The sequence below is a fragment of the Hymenobacter ruricola genome (assembly GCF_015694525.1).
Taxonomy (GTDB): domain Bacteria; phylum Bacteroidota; class Bacteroidia; order Cytophagales; family Hymenobacteraceae; genus Hymenobacter; species Hymenobacter ruricola.
Map to the genome: position 1 here is coordinate 19,963 of NZ_JADQDM010000023.1, position 17,866 is coordinate 37,828.

Consider the following 17,866-nt stretch of genomic DNA (forward strand, 5'->3'; position numbering starts at 1 on the left):
TAACAACCGGGCTTCGAGAAGTGTGAGGGTTAAGAAGCAACCCTCACACTTCTGGCAAGAATGACAAAGGACAGCGCGAAGAAACTACTACAAACGGTCGGAAAAGTTGTTTTGGTGGGGTTAGCGGGCGGGTTAGGTAAGGCTATTGGCTTTGCGTTGCTCGCTCATTGGCTCCGGTAGTTGGCAAAGGCCGGGCCGGGAGGTTCGGCCTTTGTTTTTTATCGTTTGCACAACACAACAAATGTACACGGTCTGACGCAAATTAGTTGCGGCTTATCTGTTTACGGCCAACCTGATTATTTAAACCGGCAGCTGAGAATGGTCACGTCGTCGGCAAACTGCGCGTCGTGGGCGCTGAAGGCGTTGATGCTGCGCAGCAGTTCTTGGTGCAGCTTGGGCAGCGGCAGGTAGCGGTTGCGCTGCAGCACGGCCAGCACGCCTTCTTCGCCAAATTCGTTGTTGTGGGCGTCGAATACTTCGGTGAGGCCGTCGGTGTAGAGCAGCAGCAGCGAGTGCGCCGGAATTTCGGTTTCGCCCACGCGCAGCAGCGGCAGCTCTTCCATGATGCCGAGCATGACAGTGCCGTGCTTGAGGGCGTGCACGGCGCCGTCGTCGAGCAGCAGCAAGGGGTCGTTGTGGCCGGCGTTCACGTACTGCAGGCGGCGGGTGCGGCGGTCGTAGATGCCGAGAAAGGCGGTGATGAATTTCTCGCCGCCCGAGTTGCGGAACAGCAGGTGGTTGAGCTCGGGCACGATGGTGGCCAGTTCCACGCCCTGGCGCAGCAGCGTGCGCAGGCCCGCTTGGAAGTTCGACATCAGCAGCGAGGCCGGTACGCCCTTGCCGCTCACGTCGGCCACGCACAGCAGCAGGCGGTCGGCGTCGATTTCGACCACGTCGTAGTAGTCGCCGCCGATTTCGGTGTGGGGCACGTAGCTGCGCTCGATGGCCAGGTGCGCGTCGTTGGGCAGGCTGCGCGGAAACAGCATGGCCTGCACCTCCTGGGCAATTTCAATTTCCTTGCGCACGGCGGCGTCGGCCACGCGCTGGGCTTGCAGGCGGCGGTTTTCCACGGCCCCAATCAGCGTGTTGGCCAAAGAGCCGAGGAAAGGAATAAGTTGCTGGCGCACGTCGTTGTCGCGCAGGCCGCCCACAAAGACGTAGGCCACCACCTGCTTCTGGCGCAGCACGGGAATCACCAGTTCGTACCGGTCCCAGGCCTCGCCGAGGTGCAGGTCCTCCACGGCTTGCGGGTTCGTGACGCCGCCGGCCAGCAAATGCGGCGTCAGCGCCAGCTTTTCGGCTTCGGCCAGGTCGCAGCCCAGGGCCACGCGCACCTTGAAGCCGTGGTCTTCGCGGGCAAAAAGCAGCAGCTGCACCACGTTGCGCTGGCCCTGCAGGGTGAGGCGCAGCATGTGGTAAAGCTCGTCCACGGTGTGGTCGCGGGCCGTCATGTCGTGGGCCACGCCCAGCACCGTATCCAGCTCGAACTGCTTGAGCAGCAGCTCTCGCCGCAGCTTCTTGATTTGCTCGTCGCGCATCGTGACCTGGGCGCCAAGGGCGTCGGCCAGGGGCTCAGCAGAAGAAAGAGGGGCAGAAGCCATACGGCAAGGTAAGCAGCCCGCATGAAACACGCATGAAACGCGAACGGGGCTGCAAACTTACGCCGCCACGGGCGTTTTGGGGTCGTAAGCGTCGCGCAGGCCGTTGCCGAGCAGGTTGAAGCTGAGCACGAGCAGCGAAATGGCCGTGCCCGGCAGCAGCGTGAGCCACAGGCCGGCCTCGGTGCCCAGCAGGTCGTAGCCTTCCTTCACCATGAGGCCCCAGCTGGGTGCGGGCGGCTGCACCCCCAGCCCGAGAAAGCTCAGGCCCGCTTCGAGCAGAATGGCGGCGGCAAAATTGCTGGTGGCCAGCACGATGAGCGGGCCGCGCATGTTCGGCAGCAGGTGCTGGGCAATGAGGCGCCAGGTGGGCAGGCCCAGCACGCGGCCAGCCTCCACGAAGGTGGCAGCGCGCAAACTCAGCATCTGGCCGCGCACCACGCGGGCCACGTCCACCCACATGGTGAGGCCCACGGCCACGAAGCTGACCCACACGCCTTTGCTATCCAGCGCCAGCGAAATGGCGATGACCAGCATGATGCCCGGAATGCTCCACACCACCGTCATCACGCCCAGCAATAGCGAATCGACCCAGCCGCCGAAATAGCCGGCCACGGCGCCCACAGCCATGCCCAGCGCCAGCGAAATGAGCACTGCCACCAGCCCAATGCCCAGCGAGATGCGCGTGCCCAGCAGCAGCCGGCTCAGCTCGTCGCGCCCGGCTTTGTCGGTGCCCAGCACGTAGGGGCGGCTGACGAGGTGCTTCTCCTTGATTTCCTGCTGCAAAGTAGCGGCGGGCCCGGCATGGCCCACCACGGCCGACAGCGCCAGCCGCCGTAGCCGCCCAGCTTCGGCCGAGTGTTCTCCCAGCGGTTTCAGCACAATAGAATCGCCTGAAAATTCGTAGCCGCCGATGGGCGTTTCCTGCATGTCGGGCTCGCGGCCGTGCAGCCAGGTGGCGAAGATGTTATCGGCGCCAGAAGCATTGCGCGCCGAATCGGGCAGGGGCTGGCGCAGCAAGAGCACGCGTAGGCCGGGCCGCTCCTTTTGAATCTGCACGAAGCCGTGGCTGGCATTGGGCGAGTTGTCGGGCAATATCCAGTAGCCCAGCAGCGCCACCAGCGTGCACAGCGCAATGAAGGCCAAGCCGGCCACGGCGGGCCAGTTTTGCCACAGGCGCTGGCGCACGTAGTAGCCCGGCGGCCGGGCCACGGCGGCCGCGCTGGGCGCGGGGGCCGGCGCGGGCGAAACTGCCGTCGAGGCCATCGTTAGCGGGTATTGTGCTGCAAGAGGCCTTCCTTGGAAGCCAGGTAGGAGGCGTCGCGGGCGATGGCGCCGAAGGAAGTGGTTTCGTAGGCCAGTTCGGTGTCCACGTCGGGCCAGTAGCTGCGGATGAGGCCTTGCTCCAGCAGGCTGCGCAGCTGGTTTTCCAGCTCCATTGGCGGCAGGCCGGTTTTCTGGAGCAGCGTGCGAAACGGGGTGACGAAGTACAGCTCGTCGAGCAGGTCGAATTCGGGGTCGGTCACGGGTAGGAGTTGGCGCGATGAGGGAGTAGGGCAAATGTAAGCCCGGGGCCCGGCTTGGCGGGCGGGTGCTGCCCGCGTTGGTACATTTATGGTGGCCCGGCCCCGGCCCGTCATTTTTTATTGCCATGAACAAGTACAAGGTTCTGCTGCTTGCGGCCCTGGCGCCGGTGCTGCTGGGGTTGCTTATTCCCCTGGCCCGCCAGTTGGTCGGCACCTCGCCCTTCATTAGCTACCGCGCCGACGTGCGCCGCACCCCGCTCAGGCTCTACTGGAAAGACGAACACGGCCAGCGGTTCCGGAGCCTGGAGGGTCTGAAAAGCTGGCTGGGCGCGCGGGGCCAGAAATTGGTTTTTGCCATGAATGCGGGCATGTTCAACCCGCAGTACGCGCCCCAGGGCCTGTTTATTGAGGCCGGGGAAACCATCATGCCCCTCGACACCGCCGCGGGTGCCGGCAATTTCTACCTCAAGCCCAACGGCGTGTTCTACCTCACCACCGACAGCGCTGCCCACATTTGCCCCAGTGCGGACTTCCGCCCCAGCCCCCGCGTGGCCTACGCCACCCAATCGGGGCCCATGCTGGTCGTCGACGGCCAATTGCATCCGGCCTTCCGGGCGGGCTCGGCCAACCGCCAAATCCGCAACGGGGTGGGCCTGCTGCCCGATGGCCGCGTGCTGCTGGCCATGTCGCGCCGCAAAATAAACTTCTACGACTTCGCCGAATATTTCCGGCAAGCGGGCTGCCGGCAAGCGCTTTATCTCGACGGCTTCGTGTCGCGCAGCTACGAGCACGGCGCCCGCCAGACCCAGACCGACGGTGACTTCGGCGTGATTATCGGCGTCACCGAAGCCACGGTCCGCCCGGTGCGGCAGTAGCGGCCGGCATGGCTGTTATCTTGCCGCTCTCCTCCCTTCGCGTCAATGCCCCCGTCTCCCGCCCCCGCGCCCCCGGCCAAGCTGCATTTTGCCTCGCTCGAAGCGCTGCGCTTTTTTGCCTTTCTCAAGGTTTACCTGTTTCACGTGCCCATTCAGGTCGAGTCGCCGCTGTTCAATTATCTGAAGCGCGGCGGCGGCATCGGGGTGCAGTTTTTCTTCGTGCTGAGCGGGTTCCTCATCACCTACCTGCTGGTGGCCGACAAGCGCGCCCGGGGCCAGGTCGACGCCCGGGGCTTCCTCATTCGGCGCAGCCTGCGCATCTGGCCGCTGTTCTACGCCGGGGTGCTGCTGGCTTTTCTGGTGCCCGACGACCTGGCCCAGCGCCTGGGCCTGCACATGGTGAGCGGCGGCTACGTGCCCGACTGGCGCTTCTCGTTCACGTTTCTGGAAAACTACAAGATGCTGCTGATGGACAACTTCCCGCGCACCACGCCGCTGCCCGTGTTCTGGTCGCTGTGCATCGAGGAGCATTTTTACCTGGTGTGGGTGGCCGCCATTTTTCTGGTGCCGCGGCGGCACATTCTCACGTTTCTGCTGGCCTGCCTGCCGCTGGCCTACGCGTTTCGGGCACTGGAGCCATTCGTTTTCCCCAACAACGTGCAGATGGAAACCAATGACCTGCTCACCCACCTCGACGAGTTTGCTATCGGCGGGTTGCTGGGCTACTGGGTGGCGGTGGACTACGCCGGGTTTTCGGCCCGCCTGAACGGCATTCGGCTGCCGGTGCGCTACCTGCTGCTGGCCGGGGCGCTGCTCGTCATTGTGTGCCAGGCCGATACGCTGCCCTACGCGGCGGGCAGCTTGTTCAACATTTTTCGCTCCACCGCGGTGGCGCTGCTGTTTGCGCTCATCATCGCCGTTTTTCTGCCGGCTGGCTCCGCCATCCGGCTCGAAAACCCGGTGCTGGCCTACCTGGGCCGCATCAGCTACGGCCTCTACGTGTTCCACATCCTCTTCATTCACATGGCGTTCCAGTACTGCCTCGACCGCCACATCGTCGTTGACAGCCTGGGCAAAGCCGTGCTCATGGTGGCCGTCACGCTCGGGCCCACGGTGGCGCTCAGCAGCTTGTCGTTCCGCTATTTCGAAACGCCGTTTCTGCGGCTGCGCGAGCGGCTGACCCGGCCCGTGGCCCTGAAGGCGGCGGTGTAGCGCCTGGGCCACTGGCTCATCAGCGGACGGCCACGGCCATGCCTTCCTGCGAGGCGACGTAGGCCAGGATGGCGGTAATTTCCTTATTAGAAAGGGTGAAGGAGGGCATTTGCTGCTTGCTGTATTTATTGAAGAGGGCGACGGCGTAGTCGTCGCCGCTGGCCACCACTTTGCTGGAGTTTTTCACCCACGGAATCAGCCAAGAAACGGGCCGGCGCTGGCGGATGCCGGCCAGGGCCGGGCCCACCACCTGCTCGTTCACCGCGTGGCATTGCGCGCAGTTGTTCTTGAACAGGACATCGCCGGCAACAATCATTCCGACATCAGCCGGGGATAAATCAGCCGGCGCGCCAGCGGAAGCTGGGAGGCCCGCGCCTTTACAGCTAAAAACAACACTGTCGGCAACAACTGGGGCCGCGGCGACGGCGGACTCGGCTGCAAAGCCCGCCAAGCCAGCTGCGCTTAGCAGGGTGAAACCAATTAGCACGACAATCAACGCCATGCCCATCGAAAGGGCGAAACCAACCGAGTTGAACCGCATGAGTACCGGGGGTTAGGTGGAATATATATGCGGCAAATTTACCATCCAAGCCCCTTGAAGCAGTTTTTTGGTCGATTTATCTTCACTATAACTACTTCACTGCCCGCCCCTTCCATTGGTAGCTGCCGCGCCAGCCCGCCAGGCCCACGGCCAGCGCATAAGGCGCGTACAGCACCTGCAGCGGCAGCAGCCCCCACAGCCACCTGCGCCGCCCCAAAAACCGCAGCACCGGCGAGAGAAACCACGCATCGGCGCCGAGCTTGATGGCCCAGGCGGCCAGCACCCACGGCCAGAGCGCCGGCCAGGCTAGCCCCGCTCCCACCCCGGCGGCCAGCGCCACGTTGGCGCCCAGCACCAGCAGGGCGAGGCGGCGCGAGGCCGGGCTTTGGTAGTGCCGCCACTTGCTGGCCCAGCGCACCCGCTGCCGCAGCAGCGCCCGCAAAGTAGCTGGCGCGGCCGTGCGGGCTATGGCCGCGGCATCGGCCAGAAAATGCGCAGTGCCGGGAAAAGCCGCGTGAATTTTGTGCAGTAGAAATTCGTCGTCGCCGCTGGCCAGGTGGGCGTTGTCGGCAAAGCCGCCCACGGCCTCGAAGGTGGCGCGGCGGTAGGCCAGGTTGGCGCCGTTGCACATGGTGGGCTGCCGGCGCGCCAGGCAGGCGGCGCCCACGCCCACCAGCCCGGCAAACTCCAGCCCCATGAGGTTATTGAAAACCGTATCTGGCCCCGTGAGCAGCACGGGTCCGCTGATGAAATTGGCGTCTTGCCGTTGGGCAATAAGCGCCGCGTACGCCGCCAGCCAGCCGGGGCCGAGGCGGCAGTCGGCATCGGTGCACACCAGCCAAGGGGCGCGGGCGGCTTGCAGGGCGGCTTGCAGGGCGGCTTTTTTGCCGGTTTCGGGGGCGGCCAGCGAAACGAGACGGAGGGGGAACGTTGCTGCGGAAGCGGCGGCAACCAGTGCGGCGGTGGCGTCGGTGGAGTGGTCGTCGGCGATGAGGACCTCAAACCGGCCGGCCGGAAGCGTCTGGGCGGCCAGGTCGCGCAGGAGCTGGGGCAGGCTTTCTGCTTCGTTGCGGGCGGCAATGAGAACAGAGAATATTAATGAGGAATTATTGTCCGATAATTTCTCATTTCTCCTTCCTAATTCCTCATTAAGCGCAGCATCCCAACCGCCGCGCAGCCACAGCATCAGGGCCGCATACAGCGTCGGCAGCACCAGCAGCGCCACTCCCACGCCCATCATCGGCCGGCGCGTTTCTCGCGTAGCACCCGCAGGCCCGGCACCAGCAGCAGGCCTGCCGCGCTGGGCAGGGCAATGTTGATGACCCACAAGCTCAAACTAGCACTCAGCACCGGCAGCGCCGGTTGCCCCAGCAGCCCAAACAGGTGCGTGGCCGACAGCTCCCGCACGCCCACGTCGGCCAGCGCATTGAGCGAGGGCACCAACGATTTCAACAAAAACGTGCCCGCCACCGCCGCCAGCCCCGGCCCCAGCGGCGAGGCCACGCCATAGGCGTTGAGCAGCAGCAGAAACTGTGCGCAAAATACTCCGTAGCGCAGCCCCGAAAGAGCCAGCACCGCGTGCAGCGCCCGCGCCGGATACGTGGGCATGATGGCCAGCGCCGGCCGAAACCGCCGCAAGGGCCGCCACAGCCCCAGCGCCGCCAGCAGCAGCCGCGAGCGGTACAGCGGCACCAGCACCAGCCCGCCAATCAGGGCCGCCGACACCACCACGCCCAGCCCGGCCGCCGGGTAACCTCTCAAATAAAACGTCAGCAGAAAGTAGAGCAAACCCGCTACGCCCGCCAGCACCGTGGCCACCAGCTGGCAGTAGCGCCCCAGGAAAACAGCCCCCAGGGCACTCACCCGCCGGCTTTTCAGCTCAATGATGCGGCCGGCGTAGTCGCCCACCCGGTTGGGGGTGGCGAAGCCCAGCGTGAGGCCCACCAGCACCGCCCGGAAGCTGCGCCTGAACGTGACGGGCTCCAGGTGCCGGGCTAGGCGGTGCCATTTCCAGGCCTCCAGGCCCCAGTTGAGGGGCACCAAGGCCAGCGCCAGCAGCACCGGGCCCCGGCCGGCCCCGCGCAGCGTGGTGGCCAGCAGCTGCCGCCAGGCCGCGGCCGTGTCGGGCGCCGCGAAGATGGAATTATAGAGCAGGCCCAGCGTGAGCAGCGTGACCCCGATTTTGCCCCAGAACACCAGGCGGCCCCATTTGCGGGCACCGGGACCTTTTTCGGGGGCCGGCGCGGTTGCGGGGGCAATTGGGCTGGGCGGCGTTGGGCCGCCAGCGCTTTCCGGCGCGGCCGTGCCTGCGTCGTAGCTTTGCAAAGGGAGTGCGCTGCCGGCTTCCTGTTTTTTACCGCCCTCGTTTTGCCCGCTCCCCTTCGCCCCCGCCCCGCTCCCGCCGTCGAGCTGCTGCCCAAAATCATTCTGGGCGTCGACCCCGGCACCCAGATTATGGGCTACGCCCTGATTGAGGTGCGGGGCCAGCGCGTGGACGTGCTGTGCTACGACGTCATTAACATGAAGGCCTTGGGGTCGAATCACGCCGTAAAGCTAAAGCGGATTTTCGACCGCATGCTGGAGCTCATCGACGAGTACCTGCCCGACGAGCTGGCCATAGAGGCGCCATTTTTTGGGGTGAACGTGCAGAGCATGTTGAAGTTGGGCCGGGCCCAGGGCGTGGCCATTGCCGCCGCCCTCTCGCGCCAGATTCCCTACGTGGAGTACGCGCCCACCAAGGTGAAGCAGTCCGTTACGGGCTCGGGCTCGGCCACCAAGGAGCAGGTGGCCCACATGCTGCGCCAGACCCTGAAGCTGCCGCCCGTGGCCGAAGCCAGCAAGTTTCTGGACGCCACCGATGCGCTGGCCGTGGCCCTGTGCCACCACTACATGCGGGGCAACAACGTGACGGCCAGCGGCGGCAAAAGCTGGGGTAAGTTCCTGGCCGAGAACCCCGAGCGGCTGGGCGCCAGCACCACTACTAAGAAGGCGCCCCGCAAAACGGCTTGATTTTCGGGTGGGGCCGTGGGGGCAAACTCAACAAAAACGAACGTCATGCAGAGCGCAGCGAAGCATCTCTACCGCGAAGAGTAAATTATTTACTTCCTCGGTAGAGATGCTTCGCTGCGCTCTGCATGACGTTCAGACTTAGAAGGACGCCTCTTCTTGCTTAATGCTTGCCGACCCTAATGAATTGCCTTGGGCCAGGCGTAGTTTTTCGACCATTCCTGAAACACCTGCACCTCGGTGGGATGCGCGGTCAGCCACTGCTGTACTTCGGGCACCTCGGTTTGGGTGGAATGGGCGAGGTAGGCGAACGCCGGCACGAAGCCTTTTTTCTGCATTTCGACGAAATAGGGCACGTAGTAATTCCAGGTGAAGCCGGCTTGCTGCTTGTCGCTCAGGCTGCCCAGGGTTTCGCACAAGGAGCTGAACTGCGCGGCGAAACGCTCGATGTCGGTGGTCGGCTTGGCTTCCTTGGTCAGCGCCGTGGCCGCCGAAAGCGAGAGCATCAGCTCGGCGGGGCCGAAATTGTCCGGGCCGTTGCTTTTGCCGTTGGCGCCCGACAGCGCGGCGCTGGACAGGGTGATGGTGGTGGCCTTTTCGCCGGTTTGCTTCACGCCCAGCGTCATGGCCCGGTCGAGTTGCGGCAGGCGCTGGGTGGCGCGGGGGCCGCGCGGCTCCAGCACCAGAAACCGCGCCAGCGCCAGAATGCCCGGCACCCGCGCCTGGCTGGCCAGCTGCATGAGGCCCAGGCTCATGTGCGAGCTGGCGTGCTGCGGATTGATGGCCACCGCCTGCTGAAAGCTGCCGATGGAAGCCGGCGCTTGGCCGCTGGTGGCCTGCGCCACGCCTTCGTTGAAATACAGCTCGTAGGAATTGGGGTGCCGCTTGAGGCCCTGCTCGTAGACGCGGGTGGCTTCCTTGGGCTTTTTCAAGGCGTCGAGGCTGTTGCCCAGCGTCACGTACACCATGGCGTCCGAGTCGGGGTTGGCCTTCAGCAGCTTTTGGCAAATGTCGACGGCTTCGGCGTTGCGGCCCAGGGCGTTGTAGGCCAGGGCCAGCTCGCTCAGGGCCACTTCGTCTTTGGGCGCGGCGGCCAGCGCCTGCTGGTACTTGGCCACGGCTTCGTCGTACTTGCCCTGGTCGTAGAGCTTCACGCCTTCGGCCACCACGTCGCGGGCGGGCGCGGGGCTGCTGGTTTGGGCGCCCGCCACGCCCACGCTGCACGTCAGCAGCCATGCAATCAATGCTTTCATAAAAAACCGGGGACTACGGATAAGCCGACAAGGTAGCAAGCAAAGCGATAATGCTAGGCACCACTATTATAAGAATTAGCCAACGTGAATTTCCCGCGGCCACATGCGCCGGCGCGTAGCCGCTGATATCATGCCATGCGGGGGCCAATTCCTGCAGGCGCCATCGGGCGAAGCTGCTGGGCGCGTATCCGGGCTCAGCCTTCCGGCTGCTGAATGCGGCCATTCAGGCATTTCGTTCAATGAGTTGGCTATGCGCCAACTGAAACAATTCACTTATGGTCTTAATTTGGTCTGGCAAAGTTTGGCCGTTCGCAAAGCAGCTCGGGCGATTTAACTTAATTCAGTCCGCAACGTAGTCGTTTACACAGCCTTCGCGCGGGTGTCCGGGCTGTTAGCTGGTGAGATGAACGTCATGAAAAACATCCTTTTCCTGGGGACCGTGCTGGCCTTGGCTCCGGCCGCCGCCCGCGCTCAATACGGTCCTGGTGGCACCGAATCCTTGTCGCAGCACCACGCCAACGCCGCCGCCGAAGTTGAAGCGCAGCAGCGAGCCACCGCTTCGACGGGCGGCAACAGCGGCTCGAAACGGATAATGCCGCTGATTCCCTTGTTCCGTACGCCGGAGGAAAAGGCGCGGCGTTCCCACCAAAAGGCGCAGCACGCTCTTAAGAAAAACGACCGCAAGCAGGCCAAAATCAACGCGGAACTTAGCCGGCAGCGGGAGGCGGTGCTAAAGTAATTCTGCCCCCACCCGCAGCTCCCCCGCCGCATACGTCACCGCGTAGCCGCTGATGTCGACCCGGCCGCCCTCGCGCAGGCGGCACCACAGGTCGCCGCCGCGCGGGGAAATCTGGCGGGCGCGCAACTCGGTTTTGCCCAGCTTCCGGGCCCAATATGGGATGAGCGTGCTGTGGGCCGAGCCGGTCACGGGGTCTTCGGGCACGCCCACGCGGGGCGCAAAAAAGCGTGACACGAAATCGATGCCGTGGCTGCCGGGCGCGGTGGCGATGACGCCCACGTACTCCAGGGCGGCAATGCGGGCGTAGTCGGTGCGCAGGGCCAGCACGTCGGCCTCGGTGCTGAAGACGACCAGCAGGTCGCGGGCCGCCAGCACGTGCAGGGGCGTGGCGCGCAGGCCGTCGGCCAGGCCGGTGGGGTGCGCGGCCAGCTCCTGCGGCGGGCGCGAGGGAAAGTCGAGCGTGAGGCGGCCGTCGGCTTCGCGGGCCACGCGCAAGGGGCCGCTCTGGCTGTGGAAGGTGACTTGCTTTTCGGCAAAGCCCAGGTGCGTGAACAGCACGTGCGCGGCGGCCAGGGTGGCGTGGCCGCACAGGTCAATTTCGACGGTGGGCGTGAACCAGCGGATGTCGTACTCGGCCGTCGTTTCGGGGCGGGGCACGATGAACGCGGTTTCGGCCAAGTGGTTTTCGGCCGCAATTTGCTGCATCAGCCCGGCGGGCGGGAAAGCATCGAGCGGGCACACGCCGGCGGGGTTGCCGGTGAAGGGAGTTTGGGCGAAGGCGTCGACGTGGAAATAGCGCATCACGGGCAAACGAAAAGCGGTGGAAGGCAGGGGCAAGAATACGGCGCAAGGGGCAAAAGCCGCCGGGGTCCAACCCCGGAACGCCGGGGTCGGACCCCGGCGCGTCGCTCAAAAAACCCGAAGCCCCAGGCTTTTGGGGCGGCGCGCCGGGTTTTTTGGGTGAGATTCCGAGCTTTTTGGGCGGCCCGCCGGGTTTTTTAGCCGGGACGCCAGGTTTTGTTGGTGGCGGGCCGGGTTTTTTGGGCGTCGCGCCGGGGTCCGACCCCGGAATTCCGCCCAAAAAGCCCGGCTTCCCGGGTTTTTTGGGTGGCGCGCCGGGGTCCGACTGATTTATTTCAAAATATCTTTAATGCCCGCGCAACCGAACCGGCCGGCCGCCGGTCATGGCCTCACAAGGCGGGTGGCGTACGGCCCGCTTTTCACTTTTTTTCCTGCATGCCGCCTCCCCATGCCCCGGTTGATGAGGCCTTGCTGGCGGCGTGCCGGCGGGGCGAATCGGCCGCGCAGCATCGGCTTTACCAACGCCTTTCCTATGCCCTGATGGGCGTATGCCTCCGCTATTGCCCCAACCGGGCCGAAGCGGAGGACGCCCTGCAAAACACGTTCGTTAAAATTTTCACCCGCCTCGACCAGTACCGCGGCCAGGGGCCGTTCGAGGCCTGGGCCCGGCGCATTGCCGTCACCACCTCGCTCCACGCCCTGGAGCAGCACCGCCTGCGCCACCCCAGCCCCGGCGCCGACCTCGAAGCCGAAGCCGCCGACCTGCCCGCCGCCGAGCCCTCGGCCGTGGAGCAGCTGCAGGCCGCCGACCTGCTGGCCCTGCTGGCCACGCTGCCGCCCGGCTACCGCACCGTGCTCAACCTCTACGCCGTGGAGGGCTACTCGCACCAGGAAATCGGCGAGCTGCTGGGCATTGCCGAGGGCACCTCCAAATCGCAGCTGGCGCGGGCCCGCCGCCTGCTCGAAACCCGCTTAGCGGCCCACCATCACCCCCAATTGCCATGACCGACCGCGAACCCGACGACCTGTACGATGCCCTGCGCCGCCGCCTGGCCGACTACGGCCAGGAGCCGCCCGCGCCGCTGTGGGCCACCATTCGGGCGCAGCTGCCGCCGCCCGTGGCCGCGCCGCAGCTGCGCAAGCGCCGCCGCCGCGCCGCCGCGGCCCTGCTGCTGGTGCTGCTGGCCTTTGTGGGGGCGGCCACCTGGCAGTGGGAGCATCGGCGCGAACGCCCCGGCACGGCCCGCCAGGCCGTGCGGCCCCAACCGGAAGGCCTGGCCCACCGCCCGCCCCGGCCGGCGGCGGGCGGCGACACCGACGCGGCTCCGGCTCCGGCCACGGCTTCCGCCCCGGCGGCGCGGACTGCGGCCGGAGTTGCTGCAACGCAAGAATCGGCGGCACCCGCCGTGGCTCCGGCAGCCGTTGCCGCGCAGGCCGGAGTTCGTGCTGATGCCAGCGCCGGCCTCCCGGGCGGCGGCCCCAACCACGGCCTGGCAGTTTCGACCCATTCGGCGATGGCGCTGGCTACTACTTCCGAATCTTCCCGAAAACACCGGTTTGCGGGCCGGCCGAATGGGCCGGCCGGGCGGTCCGGGGTGGACGCCGAAGGCACAGCACCGTCGCACCGGGGCCCGGCTCTTGGCGCCGTAGCGGCTGAAACTGCCGCCGCGAGGCGCACCCTGCTGGCCGCGACCAAACGCCCCGCTGCAACTGGGCCGGCTGCGGAGGGAAAGGGGCCTGGGGCCACGTCAGCGGCGGCAACCGTCGCGCCACCGGTGGCCGTGGCAGCCGTCTTTAGTGAAAACATGCCGGCCTCAACCGCCTTCGTCAGCCCGTTGGCGCTGCGACCAGCGGCGCTGCCGACGGGCGTAATGGCCGGCCGGCCGGCGCGGCTGCCCGCCGATACGCTGCCCGCCGCCAAAGCCGCGGGGCCGCGCCGGTGGGCGGTGCAGCTGCTGGGCGGCCCGGCCTACACTTACCGCCACCTGACCGCCGCCGCGCCGGACGGCCCCGGTCCGGTTCCCAATACGCTGGATGCAAACGCCGCGGGCACCGCGCGCGAACGGGCCGAGGAAGCCCGCACCGGCTTCGCGCTGGCACTGCAGGTGCGCCGGGTGCTAAACGGCCGCTGGAGCCTCAGCACGGGGCTGGGCTACCAGCAATACGCCATGCAGCGGACCTACGATGTGCTCACGGCCACCAGAAGGTCCCCCGGCCCGGTGGTTTCGGCGCCGCCCCAGCCCGCCTTCGACTACATCTATACCCCCGTCAGCTCCCGCGACACCTACCGCTTCCTCACGGTGCCCGTGCGGCTGAGCTACGCCCTGGGCCGGGCCGGCGGCAAGCTGCGCTACGGCCTGCTGGGCGGCGCCGACGCGGCCCTGTACCTGGGCGGCCGCAGCGCGGGCGCCGACGTGGCCCAACACGCGTGGAATACGGTGGACTCCGGGCCCAACCGCACGCTCAACCTGTCGGTGAGCGGCGGGCTCGACCTGCGCTACCGGCTGGCTTCGCGCCTGGAGCTGCTGGCCCAGCCCAGCGCCACGTACTTCCTCAACTCGCTGTCGAAGCCCGCTTCCGGCCTCACGCCGCGGCATTTGGTGGGGGCCGGCGTGGTGCTGGGCGTTTCCTACGACTGGCGCTGAGCGCGGGCGGGCCGCCGCGGCGCCTACTGCATTGCGCCGCCCAGCACCACCTCGCGCACCGGGTTTTCGCCCAGCCAATACGGGATTTCGGCCACGCTGCCCACGTTCAGCACCAGGATATCGGCCCGCTTGCCGGGTTCGAGGCTGCCGCAGTCGGCGGCGTGGCCAATGGCCCAGGCGGCGTTGAGCGTGGCCGCCGCCACGGCTTCCTGCGGCGTGAAGCCCATCTTGAGGCAGGCCACGGAAAGCGCCAGCCACAGGTTTTTGCTGGGGCACGAGCCGGGGTTGAAATCGGTGCTCACGGCCACGGGCAGGCCGTTGTCGATGAACGCGCGGCCCGGGGCGTACTTCTCCTGGCGCAAAAACAGCGGCACCAGCGGCAGCAGCACCGCCACGGTGCGCCCCTGGCTGCGCTGGGCAATGCGGGCGGCGGCGGCGGGCGTGAGGTAGTCGCAGTGGTCGACGCTGGCGGCGCCCAGCTCGGCGGCCATCTCGCAGCCGCCCAGGTCGTGCAGCTGCTCGGCGTGAATCTTCAGGCCAAAGCCCATTTTGTGGGCCTGCTCCAGGAAATAGCGCGCCACTTCCAGCGGAAACGCGCCTTCCTCGCAGAAAATGTCCACGTAGGCGGCCTCCCCTTTCAGGTCGGAAAGCACCTCGCGCAGAATGAAATCGACGTAAGCGCGCGGGCCGGCTTCCTTGAACTCAGGCGGCACCACGTGGGCGCCCAGAAACGTGGGCACCACCCGCACGGGCTGCCGGCGGCCGGCCTCGCGGGCCACCCGCACCAGGCGCAGCTCGGTGTCGCGGTCGAGGCCGTAGCCGCTTTTGGCTTCCAGCGTGGTCACGCCGTAGCGCCGGAAGCCGTCCAGGTGGTGCAGGGCGTTGGCCAGCAATTCGTCCTCCGAGGCGGCGCGGGTGGCGCGCACCGTGCTCAGGATGCCCCCGCCGCTGGCCAGAATGTCGAGGTAGGACTCGCCCCGCAGCTTGCGCTCGAACTCGTGGGCCCGATTACCGCCGAACACGAGGTGGGTGTGGCACTCCACCAGGCCGGGCATCACCACGCAGCCGGTAGCGTCGACGAGGCGGGTTTCGGGCGTGATGCAGGCCAGGTTGAGCTCATCCATCGGGCCCACGGCCACGATTTTATCGCCCTGGCAGGCCACGTAGCCGCGCTCGATGATGGTCCAGTGGTGCAGGTCGGGCCCGGCCAGGGGCCGGTCGGGGGGGCCGCCGGCCAGGGTGAGCACCTGGGCCGCGTGCTGAATGACGAGGGTGTAAGGAAGCATGCGGCAAAGTAAGGCCTTCCATTCCTCATTAAGCCACAGGCGTCAGGTCCAGTATTGCACCGGCGCGGCGGGGAAACGGCGCTGCCACTCGGCGTAGAACCACGCTTTCATGGCGCGCATCTGCTCGGGCTGGTACACGTATTTCAGGCCGCCGAACTTGTTGCGCTTCACGGCGCGGCCCTCCTCGGCCAGGTCGAGGCTGGTATTGGGGTACCATTGCAGCAGCACGTCCTTCGAGCCGGGCGTGAAGCGGTGGGTGATGAACTCCACCGTCAGGTCGCAGTCGAAATCCAGGGCCGCCTGCAGGCGGTCGAGCAACTCGGCGTAGTGCTGCTGCCAGCCGGGGATGGGCATAATGGGCGCCAGCACCACGCCCACGGGGTAGCCCCCGCCGCCCTGGGCTACGGGCAGCGCCAGCCGGCGCAGGGCCTGCATGCGCGCTTCTACCGAAGCCGTGCCGCCTTCCAGGCGCCGGGCCACGGGCTCGGCGTTCAGCGAAAAGCGGGCCCGCGTGCGGCCCTGGTGCGGCAGGCCCAGCAGCGAATGGATGTGGTCGTACTTGCTTACGAAGCGCAGCTGGGCGCCTTCGCGCTGGCCGAAATGCCGCACCGCTGCCGCCAGGCTGCCGGTGAGGTGCTCGATGCCCAGCACGTCGGTGTAGCAGCTGGCCTCGAAGCTGACGACGCGGCTGGGCTGCTCGTAGGCGGCGGTGTTGGCCAGCAGCTGGGGCAGGTTGGCGAAGGCCTTGACCACGGGCGGGCCGCTGAGCGAGCCGGCCAGGTAGCAGTACTGGCAGTGCGCGGGGCAGCCTTCGGCGAGGTTGAGCTGCCAGTCGGCCGAGGGCGGCGTGGGCTGCAGGCGCAGAGCGCCGGCGGGGGCCTTCACCACGGCCAGGGTGTTTTTGGCGGTGCGGTAGGTGGCGCGCACGTCGCCGCCGGGGTCGCGCAGGCCGGTGAGGCGGTTGCTTTTCAGCAGCTCCACTTCCAGGTTTTGGGCCGAGACGCGGGCCAGGATTTGCTGGCCGAATTCCTCGTCGAGGGCATCGGGCGTGAACACCACGCGCTGCGGCAGCCAGAGCTTGGCCGGGTGCGTGCGGGGCGCCAGGGCCGGCGCGTCGGTGAGCAGGGTATCGGAAAGCGAAATGAGAGAGCCGGCAGCGAGCATAAAATCAGGTTAATGACGGATAGTTATGCAACGCTTTCCGGCCGGAATTAAGTCCGTAAAAAGGCCCTGATTCGCGAATAAGTGCCTTTTTATTCACGAATTCCGACGGGCACGGCGTAACCATTCCAGCGGCAAACCTGGCCCGATGAAGCCCGGCTTGCGTACTCACCGGCATCCCGTTTTCCCTGCCCCATGCTCCCTGCCGACGACGCTCCGCTCATCCTCACGCTGACCCTTGACGACGCCACCCAAACGTATTTCAACGACCTGCGCCGCCAGCATTTTCCTCCCCACATTAATTACCTGGCGGCTCACCTCACCCTGTTTCACCACCTGCCCGGCGCGGAGCGGGCCCGCTTGAGCGAGAAGCTGCAGGCGCTGTGCCGCGCCCAATCGCCGCTGCCGCTGCAGGTCACGGGCCTGCGCTCGCTGGGCCGGGGCGTGGCCTTCACCCTCGAAAACGCCGAGCTGCGTGCCCTGCACCGCCGCCTGCAAACGGACTTTGCCCCGCACCTCACGCCGCAGGACCAGCAGAAGCTCCAGCCCCACGTCACCATCCAAAACAAGGTGACGCCCGAGGCGGCGCGGCAGCTGCTGGCCGCGCTGCAGCCCGCCTTTGTGCCGTTTGAGGCCGTGGGCACGGGGCTGCACCTGTGGGCTTACCGCCAGGGGCCGTGGGAAAGCGTGGCCAAGTTCGCCTTCGCGGGCTAGCCACCAGAGGGTCAGTGCCAAACGGCGCGGGGCCGGCGGGGCGCGGGCGGCTGCTCGGCCATGAAATCGCGCAGCAGGTCGGCGATGACTTCCTGGACGTTGCAGGTGCGGGGCAGCAGGGCCGCCCGGCAGCGCGGGTCGAGGTAGCCGAGGAGCCGGGCCAGGGCGGCCGAATCGACCTGGCCGAAGCCCATGCTCCACTCGGGGAAGTTGCGCGCCGGCACCGGCGCGTCGAGCACGGTGGTGAGGCCAGTATGGCGCGGGTCGTGGGCAATGTGGGCGTACAAGCCATCGACCACCGCGGGCTCGCCTTCCAGCACTTGCAGGAATTTGCCGCCGTCGTAAAACAGCAGCCCCGTGATGGCTTGGCTGTGGTTGTGGATGCGCGCCTGTCCCACTAACTGCACCAACTCGTCTTCGTTCAAAGGGCGGGTAGCAGTGCTGCAATAAATCAGTTGTTGAATAGCCATGTTAATCCTCCAAATAGTGCCTGATTCTCCGCCTAAGGC

At 66.5% G+C, this 17,866-nt stretch carries 18 protein-coding genes; 7 read left to right on the forward strand and 11 right to left on the reverse strand.

Features of this window, described 5'->3' with window-relative positions; all coding sequences use genetic code 11:
* Positions 1–296 precede the first annotated feature (296 nt).
* From I2H31_RS23545 to I2H31_RS23555, 3 genes are read right to left on the reverse strand one after another with little or no spacing between them, the layout of a single operon-like run.
* Positions 297–1,601: a PP2C family protein-serine/threonine phosphatase gene (locus tag I2H31_RS23545; RefSeq protein ID WP_230688017.1), complete on the reverse strand. Its 1,305-nt coding sequence runs from the start codon at positions 1,599–1,601 to the stop codon at positions 297–299.
* 57 nt (positions 1,602–1,658) lie between these two features.
* Positions 1,659–2,864 carry an ABC transporter permease gene (locus I2H31_RS23550; protein WP_196295519.1) on the reverse strand — a complete coding sequence of 402 codons (1,206 nt, stop codon included), beginning with the start codon at positions 2,862–2,864 and terminating at the stop codon, positions 1,659–1,661.
* A gap of 2 nt (positions 2,865–2,866) precedes the next feature.
* Positions 2,867–3,124, reverse strand: coding sequence for a hypothetical protein (locus I2H31_RS23555; RefSeq protein ID WP_196295520.1), 258 nt, complete (start codon positions 3,122–3,124; stop codon positions 2,867–2,869).
* Between the two features lie 125 nt (positions 3,125–3,249).
* Here I2H31_RS23555 and I2H31_RS23560 point away from each other — a divergent pair, with 125 nt between their 5' ends.
* Positions 3,250–3,999, forward strand: coding sequence for a phosphodiester glycosidase family protein (locus tag I2H31_RS23560; RefSeq protein WP_196295521.1), 750 nt, complete (start codon positions 3,250–3,252; stop codon positions 3,997–3,999).
* 45 nt (positions 4,000–4,044) lie between these two features.
* Positions 4,045–5,211: an acyltransferase family protein gene (locus I2H31_RS23565; RefSeq protein ID WP_196295522.1), complete on the forward strand. Its 1,167-nt coding sequence runs from the start codon at positions 4,045–4,047 to the stop codon at positions 5,209–5,211.
* A 19-nt stretch (positions 5,212–5,230) separates the two neighbouring features.
* On the opposite strand, the gene I2H31_RS23570 is transcribed toward I2H31_RS23565, so the two are convergent.
* From I2H31_RS23570 to I2H31_RS23580, 3 genes are all read right to left on the reverse strand, one after another.
* Positions 5,231–5,752, reverse strand: a complete 522-nt coding sequence (locus I2H31_RS23570; protein WP_230688018.1) for a c-type cytochrome — start codon at positions 5,750–5,752, stop codon at positions 5,231–5,233.
* 91 nt (positions 5,753–5,843) lie between these two features.
* Entirely contained in the window at positions 5,844–6,992 is a 1,149-nt protein-coding gene (locus tag I2H31_RS23575; RefSeq protein WP_196295523.1) for a glycosyltransferase, read from the reverse strand.
* The gene (locus I2H31_RS23580; protein ID WP_196295524.1) at positions 6,989–8,077 is read right to left on the reverse strand and encodes a lysylphosphatidylglycerol synthase transmembrane domain-containing protein; all 1,089 of its coding nucleotides are present in this window, start codon (positions 8,075–8,077) and stop codon (positions 6,989–6,991) included. Before I2H31_RS23580 ends, I2H31_RS23575 begins: the two co-directional genes overlap by 4 nt.
* A gap of 42 nt (positions 8,078–8,119) precedes the next feature.
* On the opposite strand from I2H31_RS23580, the gene ruvC reads away from it, so the two are divergent.
* On the forward strand, positions 8,120–8,761 hold the full coding sequence (gene ruvC / locus I2H31_RS23585) for a crossover junction endodeoxyribonuclease RuvC (protein ID WP_262895811.1): 642 nt from the start codon (positions 8,120–8,122) through the stop codon (positions 8,759–8,761).
* A gap of 176 nt (positions 8,762–8,937) precedes the next feature.
* On the opposite strand, the gene I2H31_RS23590 is transcribed toward ruvC, so the two are convergent.
* On the reverse strand, positions 8,938–10,011 hold the full coding sequence (locus tag I2H31_RS23590; RefSeq protein WP_196295525.1) for a tetratricopeptide repeat protein: 1,074 nt from the start codon (positions 10,009–10,011) through the stop codon (positions 8,938–8,940).
* Positions 10,012–10,423: 412 nt separating this feature from the next.
* On the opposite strand from I2H31_RS23590, the gene I2H31_RS23595 reads away from it, so the two are divergent.
* Positions 10,424–10,750: a hypothetical protein gene (locus I2H31_RS23595; protein WP_196295526.1), complete on the forward strand. Its 327-nt coding sequence runs from the start codon at positions 10,424–10,426 to the stop codon at positions 10,748–10,750.
* On the opposite strand, the gene I2H31_RS23600 is transcribed toward I2H31_RS23595, so the two are convergent.
* Complete coding sequence (locus I2H31_RS23600; protein ID WP_196295560.1) at positions 10,742–11,551, reverse strand: PhzF family phenazine biosynthesis protein; 810 nt, start codon at positions 11,549–11,551, stop codon at positions 10,742–10,744. The genes I2H31_RS23595 and I2H31_RS23600 overlap by 9 nt on opposite strands.
* 435 nt (positions 11,552–11,986) lie before the next feature.
* On the opposite strand from I2H31_RS23600, the gene I2H31_RS23605 reads away from it, so the two are divergent.
* Both I2H31_RS23605 and I2H31_RS23610 read left to right on the forward strand, forming a co-directional pair.
* Positions 11,987–12,556, forward strand: a complete 570-nt coding sequence (locus I2H31_RS23605) for an RNA polymerase sigma factor (protein WP_196295527.1) — start codon at positions 11,987–11,989, stop codon at positions 12,554–12,556.
* Positions 12,553–14,196, forward strand: a complete 1,644-nt coding sequence (locus I2H31_RS23610) for an outer membrane beta-barrel protein (RefSeq protein ID WP_196295528.1) — start codon at positions 12,553–12,555, stop codon at positions 14,194–14,196. The genes I2H31_RS23605 and I2H31_RS23610 overlap by 4 nt, the downstream gene beginning before the upstream one ends.
* 23 nt (positions 14,197–14,219) lie before the next feature.
* On the opposite strand, the gene hutI is transcribed toward I2H31_RS23610, so the two are convergent.
* Both hutI and I2H31_RS23620 read right to left on the reverse strand, forming a co-directional pair.
* Entirely contained in the window at positions 14,220–15,482 is a 1,263-nt protein-coding gene (hutI, locus tag I2H31_RS23615; protein WP_196295529.1) for an imidazolonepropionase, read from the reverse strand.
* Between the two features lie 42 nt (positions 15,483–15,524).
* Positions 15,525–16,553, reverse strand: coding sequence for a spore photoproduct lyase family protein (locus I2H31_RS23620; RefSeq protein WP_196295561.1), 1,029 nt, complete (start codon positions 16,551–16,553; stop codon positions 15,525–15,527).
* Between the two features lie 285 nt (positions 16,554–16,838).
* On the opposite strand from I2H31_RS23620, the gene I2H31_RS23625 reads away from it, so the two are divergent.
* Positions 16,839–17,357 carry a 2'-5' RNA ligase family protein gene (locus tag I2H31_RS23625; protein WP_196295530.1) on the forward strand — a complete coding sequence of 173 codons (519 nt, stop codon included), beginning with the start codon at positions 16,839–16,841 and terminating at the stop codon, positions 17,355–17,357.
* A gap of 11 nt (positions 17,358–17,368) precedes the next feature.
* Here I2H31_RS23625 and I2H31_RS23630 read toward each other — a convergent pair whose 3' ends face one another.
* Complete coding sequence (locus I2H31_RS23630) at positions 17,369–17,827, reverse strand: BLUF domain-containing protein (RefSeq protein WP_196295531.1); 459 nt, start codon at positions 17,825–17,827, stop codon at positions 17,369–17,371.
* Positions 17,828–17,866 lie beyond the last annotated feature (39 nt).